The organism is Streptomyces sp. NPDC055400, from assembly GCF_053644375.1.
In genome coordinates, this window is record NZ_JBSHLM010000011.1 from 72,482 (window position 1) to 91,073 (window position 18,592).

At 68.5% G+C, this 18,592-nt stretch carries 14 protein-coding genes and 2 pseudogenes; 6 read left to right on the forward strand and 10 right to left on the reverse strand.

Annotated features, from left to right (window positions below; all coding sequences use genetic code 11):
- Position 1: 1 nt before the first annotated feature.
- The gene (locus ACWIGU_RS27715; protein ID WP_454404408.1) at positions 2 to 1,012 is read right to left on the reverse strand and encodes an FKBP-type peptidyl-prolyl cis-trans isomerase; all 1,011 of its coding nucleotides are present in this window, start codon (positions 1,010 to 1,012) and stop codon (positions 2 to 4) included.
- Between the two features lie 101 nt (positions 1,013 to 1,113).
- Positions 1,114 to 7,056 (reverse strand): DNRLRE domain-containing protein, encoded by a 5,943-nt coding sequence (locus ACWIGU_RS27720; protein WP_454404584.1) that lies wholly within the window; start codon positions 7,054 to 7,056, stop codon positions 1,114 to 1,116.
- Positions 7,057 to 7,654: 598 nt separating this feature from the next.
- Here ACWIGU_RS27720 and ACWIGU_RS27725 point away from each other — a divergent pair.
- Positions 7,655 to 7,888: pseudogene (locus tag ACWIGU_RS27725) on the forward strand (transposase); the annotation flags it as partial.
- 54 nt (positions 7,889 to 7,942) lie between these two features.
- On the opposite strand, the gene ACWIGU_RS27730 reads toward ACWIGU_RS27725, so the two are convergent.
- On the reverse strand, positions 7,943 to 8,782 hold the full coding sequence (locus ACWIGU_RS27730; protein ID WP_454404409.1) for a helix-turn-helix domain-containing protein: 840 nt from the start codon (positions 8,780 to 8,782) through the stop codon (positions 7,943 to 7,945).
- A gap of 112 nt (positions 8,783 to 8,894) precedes the next feature.
- On the opposite strand from ACWIGU_RS27730, the gene ACWIGU_RS27735 reads away from it, so the two are divergent.
- Positions 8,895 to 9,497, forward strand: a complete 603-nt coding sequence (locus ACWIGU_RS27735) for an NADPH-dependent FMN reductase (protein ID WP_454404410.1) — start codon at positions 8,895 to 8,897, stop codon at positions 9,495 to 9,497.
- 174 nt (positions 9,498 to 9,671) lie between these two features.
- Here the strand turns inward: ACWIGU_RS27735 and ACWIGU_RS27740 are convergent, their stop codons facing one another.
- Positions 9,672 to 10,292 (reverse strand): TetR/AcrR family transcriptional regulator, encoded by a 621-nt coding sequence (locus ACWIGU_RS27740; protein ID WP_454404411.1) that lies wholly within the window; start codon positions 10,290 to 10,292, stop codon positions 9,672 to 9,674.
- A gap of 115 nt (positions 10,293 to 10,407) precedes the next feature.
- Here ACWIGU_RS27740 and ACWIGU_RS27745 point away from each other — a divergent pair, with 115 nt between their 5' ends.
- The 3 genes and pseudogenes from ACWIGU_RS27745 to ACWIGU_RS27755 all read left to right on the forward strand — a co-directional run bounded on the left by ACWIGU_RS27745 (position 10,408) and on the right by ACWIGU_RS27755 (position 13,237).
- A complete protein-coding gene (locus tag ACWIGU_RS27745; RefSeq protein ID WP_454404412.1) occupies positions 10,408 to 11,400 on the forward strand; it encodes an aldo/keto reductase in 993 nt (330 codons plus the stop codon).
- Positions 11,400 to 12,179, forward strand: a pseudogene (locus ACWIGU_RS27750) (helix-turn-helix domain-containing protein); the annotation flags it as partial. The gene ACWIGU_RS27745 and the pseudogene ACWIGU_RS27750, both read left to right, overlap by 1 nt.
- Before the next feature lie 65 nt (positions 12,180 to 12,244).
- A complete protein-coding gene (locus ACWIGU_RS27755) occupies positions 12,245 to 13,237 on the forward strand; it encodes an immunity 49 family protein (RefSeq protein ID WP_454404413.1) in 993 nt (330 codons plus the stop codon).
- Positions 13,238 to 13,403: 166 nt separating this feature from the next.
- Here ACWIGU_RS27755 and ACWIGU_RS27760 read toward each other — a convergent pair whose 3' ends face one another.
- Together ACWIGU_RS27760 and ACWIGU_RS27765 are read right to left on the reverse strand one after the other, a co-directional pair.
- Positions 13,404 to 14,222: a hypothetical protein gene (locus ACWIGU_RS27760; RefSeq protein ID WP_454404414.1), complete on the reverse strand. Its 819-nt coding sequence runs from the start codon at positions 14,220 to 14,222 to the stop codon at positions 13,404 to 13,406.
- 660 nt (positions 14,223 to 14,882) lie between these two features.
- Complete coding sequence (locus ACWIGU_RS27765; protein WP_454404415.1) at positions 14,883 to 15,629, reverse strand: phosphotransferase family protein; 747 nt, start codon at positions 15,627 to 15,629, stop codon at positions 14,883 to 14,885.
- Positions 15,630 to 16,035: 406 nt separating this feature from the next.
- Here ACWIGU_RS27765 and ACWIGU_RS27770 point away from each other — a divergent pair, with 406 nt between their 5' ends.
- Complete coding sequence (locus tag ACWIGU_RS27770; RefSeq protein WP_454404416.1) at positions 16,036 to 16,773, forward strand: VOC family protein; 738 nt, start codon at positions 16,036 to 16,038, stop codon at positions 16,771 to 16,773.
- 21 nt (positions 16,774 to 16,794) lie between these two features.
- Here ACWIGU_RS27770 and ACWIGU_RS27775 read toward each other — a convergent pair whose 3' ends face one another.
- From ACWIGU_RS27775 to ACWIGU_RS27790, 4 genes are all read right to left on the reverse strand, one after another.
- Positions 16,795 to 17,109, reverse strand: coding sequence for an integrase core domain-containing protein (locus ACWIGU_RS27775; RefSeq protein WP_454404417.1), 315 nt, complete (start codon positions 17,107 to 17,109; stop codon positions 16,795 to 16,797).
- A gap of 237 nt (positions 17,110 to 17,346) precedes the next feature.
- On the reverse strand, positions 17,347 to 17,553 hold the full coding sequence (locus ACWIGU_RS27780; protein WP_454404418.1) for a DUF6417 family protein: 207 nt from the start codon (positions 17,551 to 17,553) through the stop codon (positions 17,347 to 17,349).
- Positions 17,554 to 17,881: 328 nt separating this feature from the next.
- Positions 17,882 to 18,280: a hypothetical protein gene (locus ACWIGU_RS27785; protein ID WP_454404419.1), complete on the reverse strand. Its 399-nt coding sequence runs from the start codon at positions 18,278 to 18,280 to the stop codon at positions 17,882 to 17,884.
- Positions 18,277 to 18,561, reverse strand: a complete 285-nt coding sequence (locus ACWIGU_RS27790; RefSeq protein ID WP_356290900.1) for a hypothetical protein — start codon at positions 18,559 to 18,561, stop codon at positions 18,277 to 18,279. The genes ACWIGU_RS27785 and ACWIGU_RS27790 overlap by 4 nt, the downstream gene beginning before the upstream one ends.
- Positions 18,562 to 18,592: the final 31 nt, after the last annotated feature.

Here is an 18,592-nt window from a genome sequence, read left to right on the forward strand (position 1 = left end):
GCTAGACAGCGGCCAGTACGTCCAGTACGGAGACCACGGTCGAGTTCGCCGGTATCCCCTTCGGGGGGTGCGCGCCGTAGGCCAGGCTTGCGGGGCTGACGACCAGTACCCGGCTGCCCACCCGTTGGCCGACCAGGGCCTTGTCCCAGCCCCTGAGCACGTTGCCGCGGCCGATGGCCGTGATCAGCGGTTGGCCGGCGGCGCGCGAGCTCATGAACAGCTCACCCCTCCCGGACTTCCACGTCGTCGACGAGTGCTGGAGCACCACTGTCCGGCCGGACTTCACCACCGGCCCCGCCCCGGTTACCAGGGGTTCGACGATGAGCTTCGCGGGCGCGTCGCGGTCGGGCACCGTGATGGCCGCCGTGCCCTGCGCGTGGTCCATCCGTACCCGGGGCAGGGTGTCGGCGACCGTGGCCTGGCTGCCGGGGACGGTGGCCCGGGCGGCGATGACCCGTATCACGTCGACCACGAACACGAGCGTGTCCTTGCCGGATACGCCCAACTCGGCGTTGCCGCCGGCGCCGTAAGCGGCCGCGGGCGGAGCGACCACGAGCACCCGGCTCCCGGCGCGCTGCCCCTGCACCGCGCGGTCCAGTGCGGTCAGCATCGCGCCCCGCCCGACCGGGAAGACGCGTGGCCGGGCGTCCTTCTTGTAGGAATCGGGCAGCCGCTTGCCGGACTTCCACACCACCGCCGAATACGCGGCTATGGTCACATCACCGTTGTGTGCCGCGCGGCCGTGCCCTGTGTGCAGGGGCTTGACCACGAACTTGCCCGTAGGGGCGGCCTTGGGGATGGAGATGACGGCTCGGGCGCCGAACGGGCCGGTGGCGGTGGGCAGAACGGTGTCCGTCGCCTGCGCCTCGGGGATGTCCTGACGGACGGAGGCGACAGAGGGCGCGGGTAGCGGCCGGTGGTAGCCGTCCACGGAATGAGCGGTGGGTTTCGTACTGCTGCAGGCGGCCAGCAGCAGAGCCGGCACGAGAAGCAGCAACGTTGACTTGCGCACTGTTACTCCTGGTCTCACACGGATCCGGGGGTCCGGGTCGCCCCGGACCCCCGACGCCGCAAAGGCGACTTGAACCACGTCAGCGAACTGACGTCAGTGAACTAGTTGTGGATGTACAGGCATTGGTACGCGCGCTTGTAGCTGTTCACGAAGAACTGAGCGCAGACCTTGCCCTGGTACGGCAGCCACTGGTCGCCGGGTGCGTATCGCCTCGGCACATGGCCCCGATAGCAGGTGTAGTGCGTCGCCCCTCTGCTCAGCCGGTACTTCCGGTTGGTGGTGGTGTAGTAGGAGAAGTCGATACGGGTGTTGCAGAAGACCGCGAACATGTACCCCGCGACGGAGCAGGACACATCGGCCAGTTCGTAGTCGATGTACCGCCCGTGGCCGACGATCCAGTGCTCGAGGTAGCAGCCCGCGGGAATCGGGATGCTGCTGCCGTGGAGGTCGTAGGAGATCGTCCAGAGTGACGAACTGCCCGACCCGCTCCGGGTCCGCTGGATCGGGATCTGGACGGAGGTGTCACCGGAGAGATCCGTCAGCTGCAGTGCCATGGTGCCGCCGCTGCTGGTGACGGTGGCCTGGTCCGTGAGGTCCAGGATGTTCCGCACCTTCGACGTGGAGCCCGACTCATCGAGCGTGGCCCACGCGGGCTCGCCGCCTTCCTGCGCGTAGTGCGAGGTGGAGGTGGACGTCGTGGTCCACGTGGTGTCCGGGTTCTGGGTCTCGATGACCCGGGTGGCAAGCCGTCCCTCGGCATCGGGTGTCCAGGTCTTGCGCTGTCCGGCCGCCGTCTCCTGGCTGGTCACGTCATTCGCGAAGTACTTGGTGCTCGTGCCGTCCGGACTGCTGATCAGCCGTCCGAGGGTGTCGTAGGCGTAGCCGCTGTCGACCGGGCGGTCGGCACTGTCGTAGGTGTACGACGTGGTGGTGCCGGCAGCCGTGGCGATGCTCGCGCAATCCGCTTCGGACTTCGTCTGCTGGGTCGTGCTCCCGTCGTTGTTGTACTTGTTCACCGCGCGCGTGCAGTCCAGGTCGGTCACCTCGTCGACCTGGGCGGCGCGGCCTGCCGCGTCGAACAGGACGGTGGACGTGGTGCTCACGCCGCTGGAGTCAGTGTGCTCGCGGATGCTTCCGTGCACGGTGTAGGCGACGTTGTCCGCCAACGGCACGGACTGGTCAGCGGAGTTGGTGTACGTCCGGGCAGTGTCGGCTCCGGTCGTGTCCCGGTTGGTGGTGAGCTGGTATCCACCGGGGAGGTTCTCGGTGGCGAGGTTGCCCTCCGCGTCGTAGGAGCCGGAGAACGTACCGACGTCCGAGTCGTCGATCCGGGTGAGGAGTCCTCGGGGCTCCGCCGTGGTGTCGTAGGTGTAGGTGGTGGTGGACGGCGCCGAGTCGGCCAGCTGCGTGAGCCGGTCCAGCGCGTCGTACTGGCGGCTGGTGGTGTTCCCCGCGCCGTCCTCGTACCCGACCTCGCGCCCGAGGACGTCGTAGGTGTGGGTCACCGTGTGGCCGCCGGCGCTGACCGAGGCCACCTTGCCGGTCTGTCCGTCGTACGTGGTGGTCGTGTCAGGAACGCTGTCGCCGCCGCCGGAGACCGTCACCAGCACCACGCGCTGCGCATCGTCGAAGGTCGATGTCGTGATGCGCGTCGTCCCGTTGGCGGTGTGGGTGACCTTGGCCGCGTTGCCCCACCAGTCGTACTCGGTGGTGTCGGTGGGCAGCTGGGGCGGGTTGCTGCCGCTGCCGGTGACGGCCGCGGCCGGTCCGACGGAGCAGACGAGGTCGGCCCACTCCGGTCGTCCGTTGCACGCGCCCGTACCGGTGGCGGACCAGTAGGTGGTCACCGTGGTCCGGGCGTCCGTACCGCTGGACATGGGCGTCATCGTCTTGCTGACCCGGCCGGAGGCATCGTAGACGGTGCGCTTGGCGATGTTCAGTCCGCTGGGATCCTGGATCTCCGAGGTCTCCAGGCCCTTGACCCAGTCGTAGGTCGTGGCGATGGTGAGCGCGTCGCCGTCCGCGGGGTAGCCCTCGACATAGGCGCCGACGCGGCTGGTGGTGATCTGGTCGGAGACGGTGGCACTCCCGTCCGTGGGACGGCCCTCGTCGAAGGTGTTGGCCGTGTGCTCACGCGCCGGGACCTCGGTGCCTGCGACGAGCGGGGTTCCGCCGGCGCCGGCCGCCAGGTCCTGGTTGAGGGTCACCAGGTGCAGGGGGCCGAACTCCTCCAGTTTCCGCTGCCCGTCGGCCGAGTAGACCGACGCGGTGGACAGCTTCTGGGCCCGATCGGCCGACGGCAGGGCGTCGATGCCGAGACGGGTGAGGTCGGCGAGCTGCGTCCCGGAGGTGGCCAGAGCCAGCTCACGGTTGCTCGCGGTGAGCTCACGCACCAGGTTGCCGAGGTTGTCGAACTCGGCGACACCGATGTGCCCGCCGGGCACAGCGGTGTTGACCTGCCGGCCCGATGCGTCGACGTACGAGATGCTGGCCCGCGCATAGCTGCCGGCGGTCAGTGCGGCACCGTCGTTGGCCGCGGGAACGGCGTCCGGCGGGAAGACGGCGGTGGCATCTGTGGGGATGTCCGCCTGCCCCCAGGCCGCCACATCGCTACTCGCCATCGCATACGGCGCCTTGGTACCCGAGAGGGGCACGTCGTAGACGATGGTCGTAGCCGCGGTCCCGTTGGTCTGCGTCCGGCTCCCGGGGGTCAGAGTGGGCCGGGAGGCGCTGAGCAGCATCCCGTCACCTGCCGTGGCCGCGTTGCCGGCCTTGCCGTAGACGAACGTCCACGGCAGCTCGCCGGGCGTGGTGAGCTGGGTGATCCGGCCCGCGCTGTCGTACGTGTACTGGGTCTTGAGCGCGGGGGAGATCCCCGGGTTCCACGCTTCGCGCAGGCGCCCGGACGTGTCGTAGGTGTAGCTCTGGACCGTCTTGTACGACGCCGTGGACGCACCGGGCGCGGTCGAGTACAGCCGGATCGAGCTCACCTGGCCTGTGTAGTCGCCGAAGGTGCTCGCGGTGGCCGTGGTGGCGGTGGCGTAGACGAACTGCAGGACCCGGCATCCCTTGGTCGTCGGGGTCGAGGCGCAGGTGGCCGCGGACACCGCCGACGTCGGCGCGATCACCAGCTTGGGACGCGCCAGTGTGGTGCTGCCGGAGACGACCTTCTCGGAGACCACCGTGGTCGTGGTGTTGCTGGACGCACGGTAGGTGGTGGCCGCCTGCCAGGTGGTGGCGGCAGTGTCGACCTTCGCGAAGGTCGTGGTCGTGCCGTCGGTCTCCTTCAGCGTGAACGAGCCCGTGAAGGCGCCGGTGAGCGTGAGGTTCTCGGCTCCGGGCTGGGGCTGCCAGCCTCCCGCGGTGGTGGCGGTGAAGCCGGTCAGTCCACCGTGTGCGTCGATGACCTCGACCGAGGTGGCCGATGTCTTGCGGACGAAGGTCCAGATCGATTCGGAGGCCTCTGCCGCGGTGCCGGAGGTCCACTGCGGTCCGAAGACCGGAGCCTGTCCTTCGGCGTCCGCGCCCGCCGTGGGCCGGCGCGATGACGCGAACCGTCCGACGCTCAGCCCGAACGCCGATGCGTCGGTGGCCGAGAGCAGGTAGTCGCCCGTGAGGTGGTTCACCTGGCCGGGGCCCACCTGCTCGGCCGGGGCGGTGCCCGCGTCGCGGTCGACGATGACCGTGTTGACCGGCGAGTAGCCGGTCGTGGTGCCGTCGGTGAAGGAGGCCCGTACGTCGACCGGGCCGTCCTCGGTGAGGGTGGTGGTCAGGTTCCAGGTCAGCGCGGGAGGGTTGCCGCCCGGGGCCGCGACCGGCCACGCGGCGACGGGGGTTCCGTCGGAGTTCTTGGTGACGTCCGCCACCGGCACGTTCTGCCAGGCATCGGTCTCGCCTCGGCGGTACTGGTACGTCACCCCGGTGTACGAGGTCTTGCCGGTGGCGGCCAGGGCCACGCGGCGCGCGGGCCGGTCGCCGTCGGCGGGCGACAGGAGCGCGGAGCCGTCGGCGCCGACGCCGAAGGAGTACTTGGTGGTTGCGGTGGACACGTTGGCGCCGGAGTCGATCGTCTTGGCGTACAGGCTGTGCCAGCCGTCGCCCGGTGTGATCGACACGGTGAGGGGGTCTCCGCCGTTGCCGTCGGTGGTGTCATTGACGCGCTTGGGGGTCTTCGGGTCGTCCAGCCCCCACAGGTAGCCCTGGCCGTCGGCGGAGGTGGTGTCCAGAGTGCAGGTCACCGCCCCGGCCGCCTTGGCGGTCCAGGTGTTCGCCGGGTAGGTGGCGCAGGAGACGGTGGGCGCGACGGGCAGCGCCGTGTTGAGAACGAACGCGGAGTATCCGCTCCACGTGCCGTAGTCCGCGTTGTCGTAACCCCGCACGCGGTAGCGCAGATGCACGCCTGCCGGGAAGGCGCTGGCGGACGGGATGACCAGTTGCGCGGTCCCACCCGATGCCACGGCCGCCGAGGTCGCGGTGTAGGTGTACGTGGTGTCCGCGTAGGCCGGGTCCGGAGTGACCTCGAACTGGGCCTTGGCGGTCCCGCCGTCCGCGTCGGTCACCTTGGCGGAGAGCGTCGGAGTCAGCGAGGTGACATACCGCTTGCCGTTGTAGGCGTTGACCGCCGACGGCGAGACCGCCTGGCCGGTGGGCACGCTGGGGTAGGAGTTGTAGGTCACCGTCAGGTGCGGCTCGACGGAGTCGTCTCCGGCGATGTAGTTCGTCGAGCGGAAGCGCCGCCAGGTCAGCGGGTCGTGCTCATCAGCGCCGGCGATACGCAGGCCGTAGTTGGCCGAGCCGGATGCCCAGGCGGCCACGATGGCGTCGACGTCGAAGTTCATCGTGCCGCCGGGACAGGTGGAGTCGTAGCCCAGGGCCGCCTTGTTGACCACCGCGCCGGTGGCCGTGGTGGCCGGCTGCGCCCCCCAGGTGATGGTCGGGGAGTCCCAGGTGCCGGTGATCCGGCGCACCTCAGTGCCCGCGCCGGAGGTGGAGCAGGAGGAGGCGTAGTACGAGTACAGCGCCAGGTTGGTGTCGGTGATGTGCTTGCCGGCGAACTGCGCCACGTCGAACTTCAGATACGAGCGGGCGACGTTGGTACCGGTGTCGTACGTGCCCGACTTCAGCTCAGCCGATCCCTGCTGGGAGTCGGGGTAGTCCGGGGTCTGCACCCAGGTGTCGGTGGTCACCGCCAGCGTGGTGGTCGGGTCCACGGTCACCGGGTAGGTCAGCGCCGTGTCGGCGAGGAAGGCCGGGTCCGGAGTGAGCACCAGCGTCTGCGTGCCGTCGTCCGCGGTCTCGATCTCCGTGTCGACCCGGGCCCGGTGCTTCGACTCGCCGGACCGCCGGCCCTTGGAGGAGTCCCACATCATCGGGGCGGGCGCGTCCGCGACCACCTTGCCGTCGGAGTCCTTCAGCAGGAGGTGCCCGGCAGCGGTCTGGGAGACCTTCAGCCCCTTCAGGGCCAGCGGGATCCGGTAGACGGGGGCCTTGTCGGGTGCCCGGTCGAGGATGACGTTCTGGGACACGCCCTGCTTGAGCGCGGTGACCTTCAGGGTCTGCCCGGCGCCCACGGCGTAGGAGGCGGTGTCGCCCTTGAGCTTCGGGGTGGGCAGCTTCCGCCCCCAGCCCACGCCGAAGCTGCGGGACCCCTTCGTCACCGAGGCCAGCCGGGTGTCGCCGCCGTCGGACAGGGTGATGGCCGCGGCTGTCGCCTTGGGGTGCAGGGCGGCGCCTGTGTCGGCCAGCGACGTGTCGATGTCCTTCCAGGCGCCGTCCTTCTTCACCCGGATCGGCCCCGCGTAGCTGGTGGTCTGCAGGTCCCCCGAGGGCAGCGCCCAGGTGGAGGAGTCCGCGGTGCGCGCCGACAGCACCTCGATCCTGCGATGCTGCGCCCGTGCCGCCAGCCGCGCGGCAGCCTCATCCGGCGCCTCCGCGGGGCCGTAGGCCGGGGTGGTTTTCGCGGCGGTCTGGGTGGCGGTGTTGAGCGTCACGGCGACTGCCTCGCCTGCGCCTTGCGATATCAGCGCCGCCTCGGCCAGCAGCACAAGGGTCAACGCGCCTGCTATCCGCCGCAGTCTGCCGGGCGGACCGGTCGGCGAGGGTCTCAGCAGGCCTGGTGAACTCGACCATGCTCTGACGTGCGAACGACTCATTAATGACTCCCAGGACGGAAGTGAACAGTGAGAGGGGCCGTGCCGCGTGCAGAGGTGATCATGCACAACCGTGTACTGCCGCGCCGCCAAACACCAAAGGACGGCAAAGAACTGTTGAGGCGATCGCCAAGTTCCCCGCCCGGTAGCACCGCAGAATCGCCCGCCTCCCCGAACGGGAGGTCACCCGGGGCACCCCATGCGACGACAAGCCGGGCATGTACCCCCAACCCCTGAAAGTCGGCTCCCGGCAGTTCATTGTGCGCGACTTCGAGACTTTGCGATAACTTTACAGAATATGCCCCGCGTGCATGTCAACCCCGCGGAAGCAGCCATTCCGGCACGACTCTTCCCGGATGGGATCATGACGCCCAGGTCGCGGCATCGGGGCACCCCGCGGTCCCTGGACTACTAGCTAGGGACTGTGCCGAGTTGAGATCACGGGTATGGGTGTTTCGCTGTCCCGGCGGGGCCGGGACGATAGACCGGCGGGATGACCCGAGGCGATCTCACGGACGACGAGTGGACCGTGTTCGAACCGCTGCTGCCGCTGGGCGAACGCGGTCCCGTTCCTGACCTGCGCAGGCTCGTCAACGGTGTGATGTGGCGGGTCCGTACGGGCGGGGCGAACCGCAAGGAGTGGCGCGGGCTCGCCACCCGCTACGACAAGACCCCGGTCAGCTACCTCGCCGGACTCCACTTACGCGGCGCGGTCATCATCTGGCTCCGCAGCGACGGCACGCGGCGCCGAGCGCGGCGGCCGTGCCGGCGCCGCGCCGAGTCAACCAATCGCGCGAAGAGTGCCGGCGGGTTGGTGGCGCAGGCGCTCCATGGCCTGCCTCGTCGTCTGGTCGGCGGGTAGGAGGACGACCAGCTCTTGTGCGTCGGTGCGTGGCAGCTCCAGCCGTTCTCGCTGCCACCTCAGCTCGTGCGCAGTGGGGTGGTTGAGCCGGAGCAGGACCTGTGGTGGGGGCAGGTGGCGGTTGAGCCGCCGGGTGAACTCCTGCCCGGCGAGGGGGGCGAGTTCGGCGGTGAACCACTCGGAGGTTTCCGCGGATGGTCCGAGCCACAGGTCGAAGGCCTGTTCGTCGGCCACCTGGTCCCAGTCGGCGAAGAAACTCCGGGCCCGCGGATCGGTGAACACATAGCGCGTCAGGTTCGGCTCCTGAGCCTCAAGCAGCCCGCTTCCGCCCATCACCAACTCGAACCCGTTGGTGTGCGCGAGCACGTCGCCCAAGCGGTTGGTGACGAACGCGACTGAAGGCTCAAGGAGTTGGAGGGTCGCCAGGACCGTGGGGCGGACGTGGCGGTTGGGCGGCGCCGGCCGCCGGTGCCAGGCGCAGGTCCCGCCGGTGATCTTGGCGAGGTAGCGCAGGTGGTTGCGTTCGACGGCATCCAGGCTCAAGGCGTCGGCGAGAGCGTTGATCACGGCAGAGGACGGGTTGCGGTCCCGTCCCTGTTCGATGCGGGTGAGGTACTCGACGCTGATCCCGGCGCGCGTTGCCAGGTCTACGCGTCGTAGCCCCGGGGAGCGTCGGCGGCCGCGGTCGGGGAGCCCGAACGACTCGGGCTGGATGCTGTCGCGCTTGGCGCGGACGAAGTCGCCCAGTGGCGTGCCCATGGCCGCAGTCTAGTGACGGTGCCGGTTCGCTCGGATGCCGCAGGGTGGCCCTGTGGGGGCCACCCTGCGCCCGGCCTGGTTGCCGCTCTCGCAGCAGTGGACTGTGGAGCACATGAGCGAGAAGCAGAAGAAGCACAAGCTGGTCATCATCGTCGGGAGCGTCCGCGAGGGCCGGTTCGGGCCTGTCGCCGCCTCCTGGGTCGCCGAGCAGGCGCGCGTACACGGTGGGTTCGATGTCGAGGTCGTCGACCTCGCCGACATCGAGATCCCGCTGTCGTTGCCGGCGGCGTCACCGAAGTTCGCCGGTGACTCCTACCCGCGCCCCCCGGCAATGGCACCCCTGACGTCCCGTCTGGAGGAGGCGGAGGCGTTCATCCTGGTCACACCGGAGTACAACCACAGCTATCCCGCCTCCTTGAAGGCCGCCATCGACTGGCACTTCAGTCAGTGGACGGCCAAGCCCGTGGCCTTCGTCAGCTACGGCGGTGCAGCCGGAGGTCGTCATGCCGTCCTCCACCTGGAGAACGTGCTCACCGAACTGCACGCGGTGACCATCCGCAACGGTCTGGCGTTTCCGAACTACCCCACCGCATGGCAGAACGGGCGGCCACTGGACCCCGAGGCGCCCGGTTACGCCAGGACGTTGCTGGACCAGCTCGTCTGGTGGGCCGCCGCCCTGAGCGCGGCACGCGAAGCGACCCCGTACCTGGCCTGACAGGAGTCATCATGGAATACATCAAACTCGCTCCCCCAGGTCCGAGAGGTCGCACGGAGAGGCGTGCCGTCATGGTCGGCGGTTCGGGCGTTCGTCCCAGCGGTGAGTCGTCCATACCTGCCTCAGTGATCGACAGCCGTCACGAACCGACCTAACCCGCACCGTCAAAGATCTCTAGATGTTGCTGGCCGGGACGTTGTTGACGGGCGATGATGCGGGACCGGCCCCGTTGACGAGGGTTTCGACGACTCGGGTCGCGAGAGTGTCGGGGTCGTCGCGGTCGGAGTCTTGGGCGGCTTCGCAGATCAGGGCGTAGTAAACGCGGCGGGTCCAGTCGATGTTGACGTCAGGACGGAGGATTCCGACGTCCCTGGCCCTGGCAAGGAGTTGGTCACTGGCGTCTCGGACCTGGCCCCGCAACTGCTCGGCCTCGGCGGCTAGCGGAGCGGTGTGGTTCAGCGCGAACGACCAGGCGGCCTTGACAGACAACACGTTTGCGGTCGCCTGGTAGAGCGCGACCAACGGCGGTGCGCTGTCCGGGCGTGCAGCTTCGACCGCCTGCGCGAACTGTTCAAACCCCCACAGAATCAGTGCCGCCACCAAAGCTTCACGGGAAGCGAACCTGCGATGGATCGTGGTCCGTGCGACCCCGGCTTCGCGGGCGATCTCTTCCATGCTGGCATGTGGGTCACGACTCAGGACCCGTTCGGCGGCTTGAAGGATCACCGTCACCGTGCGCTCCGAGTCGGCACGGAGGGCCCGACCCGGCGTCGCTCCCAGTCCTCGCTTGTCCATGCACCCATCGTACCCAACTGCTACACTTGCCAACTTTGATGCAACACATATGATGCATCTCTGTAGGTAGACGCATCCCTCTTGGGGCACTTACGCGATGACAGGGAGCGGAGCTATGGACTACGTTCAGCTTGGCCGCAGCGGTTTGAGGGTGTCTCGCCTGGTGCTGGGCACGATGAACTTCGGATCCCGGATCGACGAGCGCGAGAGCCACGAGGTGATGGATCGCGCGATCGAGCAGGGGATCAACTTCATCGACACCGCGAACTCTTACGGCGGAGAGCGCGGTCCGGGCACCACGGAGTCGATCATTGGCTCCTGGTTCGCCCAGGGCGGCCGGCGGCGCGAGAAGACCGTGCTCGCGACCAAGGCGTACCAGGCGACGGGAGATTGGCCCAACGAGAGCGGCCTGTCGGCACTGCACATACGCAGGGCAGTCGAAGCCTCACTGACACGGCTCAACACCGACTACATCGATCTGTTCCAGATGCACCACATCGACCGGGCAACGCCGTGGGACGAGATCTGGGAAGCGTTCGATGTGCTGCGCCAGCAGGGCAAGGTGCTCTACTTCGGCTCCTCGAACTTCGCGGGCTGGCATATCGCCCAGGCCCAGGAGGCTGCCCGGAGTCGTCACTTCCTCGGCCTGGTCGCCGAGCAGTCGATCTACAACCTCCTCACGCGCTGGGCCGAGCTGGAGGTTCTCCCGGCTGCCCGCCATTACGGGCTGGGGGTGATCCCCTACTCGCCGCTGCACGGCGGCGTGCTGAGCGGCGTACTGCGCAAGCAGCGAGAAGGCACCACGGTGCGCAGTGGCCAAGGCATCTGGGCTGCCGCGCTCGTCGACCAGCACGTCGCCATCGAGGAATACGAGCGCCTCTGCGACGAACTGGGTCACTCGCCGGCCAACGTGGCACTCGCGTGGCTACTCGCTCAAGAAGGCGTGACCGGTCCCATCATCGGCCCCCGCACTGTCGAGCAACTCGACGACGCCGTGGGTTCCCTGGACATCAACCTGGACCAGGACATCCTCGCCAAGCTCGACGGGCTGTTTCCCGCGCCGGGGGGAAGCGGATCCAAGCCGGCTCCGGAGGCTTACGCGTGGTGATCACTCACCCGAACGCGCCGTTGACCCCAGAAGGCCGACGCCTCCTTGTCGATCGTTGCCGGACGCGACTCAGCGCCCACGTCGCCGCAGAGATGGGAACCTCGCGGGCCTGCGCTTCGAAGTGGGTCAACCGCTACCGTCGCTACGGCGAACTTGGCCTGCGCGACCGGCCTTCCACACCCCGCCGCCAACCAACCGCCACCGATGCAGCGATCGTGGCGCGGATCGAGATCATGCGCCGCACCCACCAATGGTCGGCATCTCGGATCGCCTTCGAGCTCCAGGCGGACGGGTTGAACATCAGCCGTCGCACTGTCACCCGCCACTTGGCCGCGCTCGGGCTGAATCACCGACGCTTCATAGATCCCAGCGGCGAGTCGAACCGCGAGCCACGCAAGATCATCGCCAGACGCCCGGGGCACATGGTCCACGTCGACGTGAAGAAGGTCGGACGCATCCCGACAGTGGCGGCTGCCGCGCCCGCGGACGCGGCACGGACCAAGCCAAAGCGGCCGAACAGTCAAAGAGAAGGAAGCAAGAGCGGTGGCTACGTCTACCTCCACTCCGCGATCGACGGCTACGCCCGGCTTGCCTACACCGAAGCCCTCCCCGATGGGAAGGCCGTCACGGCGAGCGCGTTCATGCACCGAGCCCGAGCCTGGTTCGCCGCCCATGGCATCACCCGTATCGAGCGGACCGTCAGCGACAACGGAGCCTGCTACCGCGCCGACGCGTTCGCACGAGCCCAGCTCGGGTCACGCCACCAGCGCATCACGCCCGTGCTGTCAGTGCCCGTTGATAACGTGCTTCGTCCATTCGTGGAGTTCATGAAGGGACGGGGTACGTGCGGAATGTGACATGCCATCAGGTCGGCGAGCAGGGGTTGGCCGAGGCGCTCGACGACATCGACGGGCGGGCCTGCACGCGGTGGCACTCGCTGCGGTACGGCAGCATCTCGCCGACGCTGATCCGGGCCATGGCGGACGAACTGCTCGACCATGTCGCCGCGCGAGCGGTGACGGAGCCGGGGCTCGACGCTGCGGCCGGCACGGTCGCCGTCACCGCCGCGGAGTGTGTGCACGGAGTGCTGAGCATCATGTGCTTCCCGAGCGGGGACCAGGAACTCCGGTTCCCCCTCGTCGGGGAGCGGATCAGCACGGACGCGGACGACGACGAGTTCGGGGACGGGCCCATCACCTTCCGGGACGTCGTCAAGGAGGCGCCCACCGCGCGGACCTGGCTCGACATGTTCGAGATGTGTGTCGTCAGCGGGCATGTGTGGGACTGGGAGCGGGTCACCGGGCTGCTGCTGCGCGGCGACTACGCGCCCGCCATCCGTGACGGCGTGCCCTACAACCGGTACACCTCCGTCTCCGACCCCGCCGACCTCGCCGCCATGGACGCCCTGTGCCCCTATCTCACCGAGGCGGCCGGGCATCTGCCCCGCGACTGGCCTACGGTTCCGCTGCGCAAGCCGGACGCCGGGGAGCGCGCGGAGGCCGCCCGGCGGCTCGACGCGGTCGGCGACGCGCTGAGCGAGGACCAGCGGCTGCTCCGCGTACTCCTCGACGACGACCAGCACGCCTTCGAGGACGCCCTCGTCGCCCGGCTGGTCGCGTACCGGGAGAGCGTCGAGGCCGATGCCGGTGATCCCGCGCCCCGGTCCCTCCTCCCCCTCGGCACCCTCGCCCTGGCCTGCCTCGCCGTCCAGGTCCACGGGTGGGAACTCGGTGTCCGGTCCGGGTATCTGCCGTACGGTCTGCTGGGATCGCCGGACGCGCCGCGCCGGGCGGCGGAGGGGAACCGGAACAATTTGGGCTGCTGGGCCCCCAAGTAGGCCACCCGGGGGTGCGGAAGTGGGTCTGGCCCGACATCCAGGACATCGTCGTGGAGACGGGTTGACCCGGTCGCCGGCGGACATCGCCTCCCCGATGCTCGTGTGCAAGCAGGCACGTAAGGCATGTTGCGTGGTCGGCAGGGTTAGGTTTTCCAGGCTGCGTCCGCTACTTCCATGTCTTCGTGGCTTCGTCCCAGTGCAGGAGTCGCCCACGAACCTCGTCGGCGGTCGGGTCGAGGTCAATGATGGCGAGGCGAGCCTCTTCGGTGAGGTCCTCGGGGAGTTCCAGTCTCGTCCAGACGCGCGAGTTCGGTACCTCCACGCCCAGGTGCCTGAGCCAGCCGGCCCATCGGAATAGCGTGATGCGGCCGAGGGCGCGACCGACGGACTCGCCCAGTTGCTCGCCGAGCTTCGTCGCGAATGTCTCGACGAACGGCCCGAGGATCTTGAGTGCGATGAACCCGGCGGCCAGTTCCGCATAGGTCGGGGACTCCATCCGATCGATGTGTATCCCGTTGCGCGCCTCCTCTTCTTTGCGGCGCTGCAGTTCACGGGCCCTTTTCTGCGTCACGGCCTCAGAGTGCCGCTGCACTTCGAGGCGGATCCGGGCGTCCGCTTCGCGTGACCGGTCGGTCCTGGACCCGGTCAGCGCGAAGTTCGTCGAGTTCTGATCGTGGGCGCGAAGGACGATGTCGAGCGCGAAGAGTTTGTCCTCGTAGAGCCATCCTTCCGAGATGAACCGCCGCAGCTCAGATCCCGCGTCGCCGGCCCGGGTCGCGAGGTCGTGGGCGCCGACTGCCTGAGCGGCCCGGGTGGCGAGATGGTAGATGAGCACTGACTCGTCCAGGCGGTCGCCTTCCTTCAGGGCGAGCGCCAGGTCATACAGGGCGTGAGCCTGGGCCGGCTGATCGTCCGACGCGTCGGCGATCAGAACGGCGTGGGTCGCTACATCGATGGCGCGGCCTGCATCCGACATGCCACCCACTGTGCCGCAGTGTGGATGGGGCCTGATGCAGGTTCGGGTGACAGGTTCGCCCACGCGGCCGGTCAGTCGAGCGCGTAAACCGTCCCAAGGTCACTCATCGGACGCACAGGGACATCATCCAGGGGCCGCACTGTGTAGGAGGTCGCGGACATGGACCGCGGGTCTATATGCAGTGCGGCCCACACCTTGGTCGTGTCCGGAAGCTTGAGAGTCCACGCGATGCGAAAGCAGCCCTCAAGAAAGACGAGATAACAGGGGGCGGGCTCGGAGCGAACCCCGGGGCGAAGGAGTTCTGCGGCATCGTCTCGTTTCGTGGAAACGACCCGGATCTTCGACGCAGTCACTGGAGAGCCGGATGAGAGGGAACCGTCATGTCCGGTTCGGCGGGAGGCCGTGCGGAAAAGGACCCGCCTTCGGCGAGCACCTCGCCGCGTGGCCCACCCATCCGCGCTGCTGCACTGGTTCCGCCGCCTGCGCATCCGCCGGGAGATCCGCGACGACCTCCACTCCACCACGCATTCGTCACCCTCGGCTGCGCCGTCATCTGCTGGCGACGACTTCGCACCGCACTTTGTTGAGCGTAAGGGCAGGCGATGCGCCCCAGCGGATGGCCTGCTCGATGCGTCAGAACGCATACGCGGCGGTCCGGCCCGCACAGCCTCACATCCGGGATCTCAGCACGTCGACCTCACAGCCCGGTGCGAAGGGGTCGAAGCCGTGCTCGATCAGCCAGCGAACCACCAGCAGGCTTCGCAACGACCACCACGCGTGGATCACGTCGAGGTCGACGTCGGTGCCATAACCGGCGATGACGTCGTCGAGGTGCTCCTCGTGTCCGAGTGTGAAGGTGGCGAGGTCGTACAGGGCATCACCCTGGCCCGCCTCGGACCAGTCGATGATGCCCGTGACCTCGTCGCCGTCGACGAAGACGTGCGCGATCTGCAGGTCGCCGTGCGTGAACGCCGGAGTCCACGGCCGGAGCGCGGCCTCGGCGACCTGGCGGTTGCGGGTGACCAGGTCGGCGGGCAGGACGCCGCTCGTCACGAGCAACTCGCACTCGTCGTCAAGTTCCGCCGCCAGCGCGACGATGCTCCGGCCGGCCCGGCCCGGCCGGGCCGGCAGCGGCGCGTCGTGCAGCTTCCGGATGGCGGCGCCCGCCGCGGCCCACGCCGCCGGCGACCCGGTCGACGGCCCGCCGAGGCGCCCAAGCGTCGTCCCCGGTAGCGCGGCGATCGCGAGCACGGGCGGCTTGCGCCACAGGACCTCCGGGGTCGGGACCGGCGCGAGAGACATCGTCTCGACCTCGACGTCGATGCGCGCCTGATCGGCGTCCACCTTCAGGAACACGTCGCCGACGCGCAGAGTCGCGCGCTCGGAATGGGCGACGACGACTTTGACCTCATCCATGGGTGACCAGTATCCCGGGGATGACCGCCGACGTCGCCGGGATTATCGCGTGCGATTACGCGGCTGACCGCGTCCCGCTACCTGGCGGCCTCGTGCACGACACCAACCTCTGACCAGGTCAAGCCCACCGGTTTTGTGAGGAGTCCTCAGTCCGTTTCTGGTAGCGGCCTCGTCCGGGTTGGGTGAGGAAGAAGCCTTGCCGGGTGAGACGTCCGAGACGGCTGCGGGGCACGTTCATGGCTGGGGCGTCGGTGGACATGCCGAGGAGAGAGCCCTCTGGATGGAATCTGCTCGGCCGCTGAGGTATCTCCAGCCGGGCAAGAAGAAGCTCAGTATCCGCCTGGCGGCTTGGCGACGTAACACTATTCAGACGCCTGCCCGATGGAGATCACCTAAGGTACGCGGCATGACGCTGCAACTTGTTCAGGTGAATTTCAAGGCCGGGGACGACTCGGCGCTCGGCCGGTTCTGGGCGGAGGTACTCGGCTGGGGTGTCTCCAGCGAAGGGCCTGGCGTCACCAACCTGGAACCCGTGGGCTTCGACTGGCCCGACCCGTCCGCCGTCTGCATCGATCTCGTGCGCGTCCCGGACCCGGAGACGGTGAGATATCGCGTGCACATCGAGCTCGCCACCACCTCCGACGCCCATCAAGCGGAGTTGGTCGCACGTCTGAAGGAACTCGGGGCGACGCCCGCCGATGTGGGCCAGGGCGACGCGCCGTGGACGGTGATGGCCGACCCGGAAGGCAATGTGTTCAGCGTCCTGGAGCCCCGGGAGCTCTACCGGGACACCGGGCCGATAGCCGCCGTGGTCGTCGACTGCGCCGACCCACGGGCCATGGTCCGGTTCTGGGGCGAGGCGATCGACTGGACCGTCCACGAACTGACCGACGACCGCGCCCTGCTGCGCTCCGTCAAGGGCGTCGGGCCGTACCTGGAGTTCCGCCGTACGCCCGACGACGAGGCCGTATGGACCCGCATCCATCTCGACGTGATGTCCGACCCCGTCGAGGACCAGACGAGGGAGGTCGCCCGGCTCGAAGGTCTCGGCGCGACACGGGTCGACGTGGGTCAGGGTGACGTCTCCTGGGTCGTCCTGGCCGACCCGGCGGGCAACGAGTTCTGCGTCCTCGGCCGGGGGTGACGCAGAACTCCGTCCGCTCCCTCATGACGGTTGACGCTCTCGAGGAACCCCATAGGTCTCGTGCTCGTGGGGCGGGATGTCGCCGACCGCGGTGTGGAGGCGCTGGTTGCTGAACCAGTCCACCCATTCCACGGTGGCGAGTTCGATGTCGGCGAGGCTGTGCCAGGGCCTGTAGGGCTTGATCAACTCCGTTTTGTAGAGGCCGATCTGAGACTCCATGAGGGCGTTGTCCAGGGCGTCGGCGACGGTGCCGATCGACTCCTCGACGCCGGCGTCGAGGAGGTCGGCGGCGAACGCGAAGGATGTGTACTGGGCGGATTCGACCGGTCGTCGCACCACCTCGACTGTGGAGGTGTGACAGGCAGGCCCGCAGGGTGGATGAAGGAGCTGATGGGTTGGTCTCCGATGAAGTCACCCGGGGCGCCGTCATTGCGGCGGGAGATCCCTCGGGTAGCCGTATGGGGTTCGTCCTCGAAGAGCCGTCCTGACCGCCGCGGACCGTCTGCTCACTCAACGGCTATCGCTGCGGTGGCAGCGCCGAAGGTTCCCCGAACGTGAAGCGCCGTCCGCGCGCTAGTTGTCCGACGGGATGCGTGCGGCGATCTCGCGGGCGAACCAGTCCGCCTCCTGCGACAGCTCGTCCGCCCCTTCGCTCGCGATGAGTTCGAGCAGGCGCAGCAGGTCGTGGGATTCGTCGAGGGTGAGAATCGCCAGACGTCGCGCTGCGTCGTCCTGAGTCGGGATGAGGTCCGCTACAGCGGTGTGCTCGTTTGCATCCATTGCATCCATTGCATCCATTGCATCCATGCTCACTTCAACGCGTACCGACGCTCAAGGGATACATCGAGCGCTGTGGACCACCCGAAGGGCAGACAACGGCGCATCGCGCGAGGGTAAGGGCAGACAACGGCGCATCGCGCGAGGGTCCTGTGAGAGCCGCTCGGGGCGTGGGACGAATGCCGGCTGGCGACGGCGGGAAGATCGGCGCGGCCCGCCCGATATCCGGCTCGAGGAGCACCAACGTGGTCGTCACCGACGGGATGTGCGGCGCGGGCCGGTCCTCGGCTCGGCTGTGGGGGCGCCAGGGCGTCACCCTCGGGTTCCACGGTCAGTGGAAGCCGAGCATGCCGGGCGCGTTGATGTCGACGGTGACGACGCCGGGCGGATATCGGTGCTCGTCTTCGGTGAGCAGGATCGACATGCCGGTGAACTCCGCGCGGGGCAGGGCGCAGTACAGGGCGTGGCAGGTGTCGGGGCTGCCGTAGCCGTCGCGGATCATCGTTCCGACGGTGGCGGCGGCCATGGTGTCGAGCGGGTCGACGACGACGGAGGAGAACGCCAGGACACGTCGGTGCAGGTGTTCCTCGTCGGCTTCGGCCTGCATGAGGCTCAGGGCGGGGATGCGGAGCTGGTCGCCTGGGGTGGTGGCCATGTTGCCGGCGAGCAGGTTCAGCGCCTTGTGCCCGGTTGCGAGGGCTTTGACGGCGCCGGTGTCGAGGATGATCACGCGGCGGTGTCCCGGGCGGTGCGGGCCTTCTCGGCGGCGATCTTGTAGATGTTGCCGAGGACGTCGGGGGCCTGGTCGAACTCCTCGTCGCTCAGGTCGATCCCGATCTGGCGCCGTACGACCTCCCGGTCCGCGGCCAGCCTCTCGGCGCGCTGCGCCGCGGTCGGCTGCTCGGCGGCGAGCGCCTCGACCAGCTGCCCCAGGCTCAGGCCCCGCTCCCGGGCCAGCTCGGCCAGATGATCACGGACTTCGCGCGGCACCTGAATCGTCGTCGTTGCCATAGGGGCACTATAGATCAGCTACGGCCCCAGC

Bases quoted from the DNA above. Each gene is read 5' to 3' on its own strand.
- ACWIGU_RS27730 (WP_454404409.1), bottom strand. From the start codon at position 8,782: ATGGGCACGCCACTGGGCGACTTCGTCCGCGCCAAGCGCGACAGCATC.
- ACWIGU_RS27735 (WP_454404410.1), top strand. From the start codon at position 8,895: ATGAGCGAGAAGCAGAAGAAGCACAAGCTGGTCATCATCGTCGGGAGC.
- ACWIGU_RS27740 (WP_454404411.1), bottom strand. From the start codon at position 10,292: ATGGACAAGCGAGGACTGGGAGCGACGCCGGGTCGGGCCCTCCGTGCC.
- ACWIGU_RS27745 (WP_454404412.1), top strand. From the start codon at position 10,408: ATGGACTACGTTCAGCTTGGCCGCAGCGGTTTGAGGGTGTCTCGCCTG.
- ACWIGU_RS27765 (WP_454404415.1), bottom strand. From the start codon at position 15,629: ATGGATGAGGTCAAAGTCGTCGTCGCCCATTCCGAGCGCGCGACTCTG.
- ACWIGU_RS27770 (WP_454404416.1), top strand. From the start codon at position 16,036: ATGACGCTGCAACTTGTTCAGGTGAATTTCAAGGCCGGGGACGACTCG.
- ACWIGU_RS27780 (WP_454404418.1), bottom strand. From the start codon at position 17,553: ATGGATGCAAACGAGCACACCGCTGTAGCGGACCTCATCCCGACTCAG.
- ACWIGU_RS27790 (WP_356290900.1), bottom strand. From the start codon at position 18,561: ATGGCAACGACGACGATTCAGGTGCCGCGCGAAGTCCGTGATCATCTG.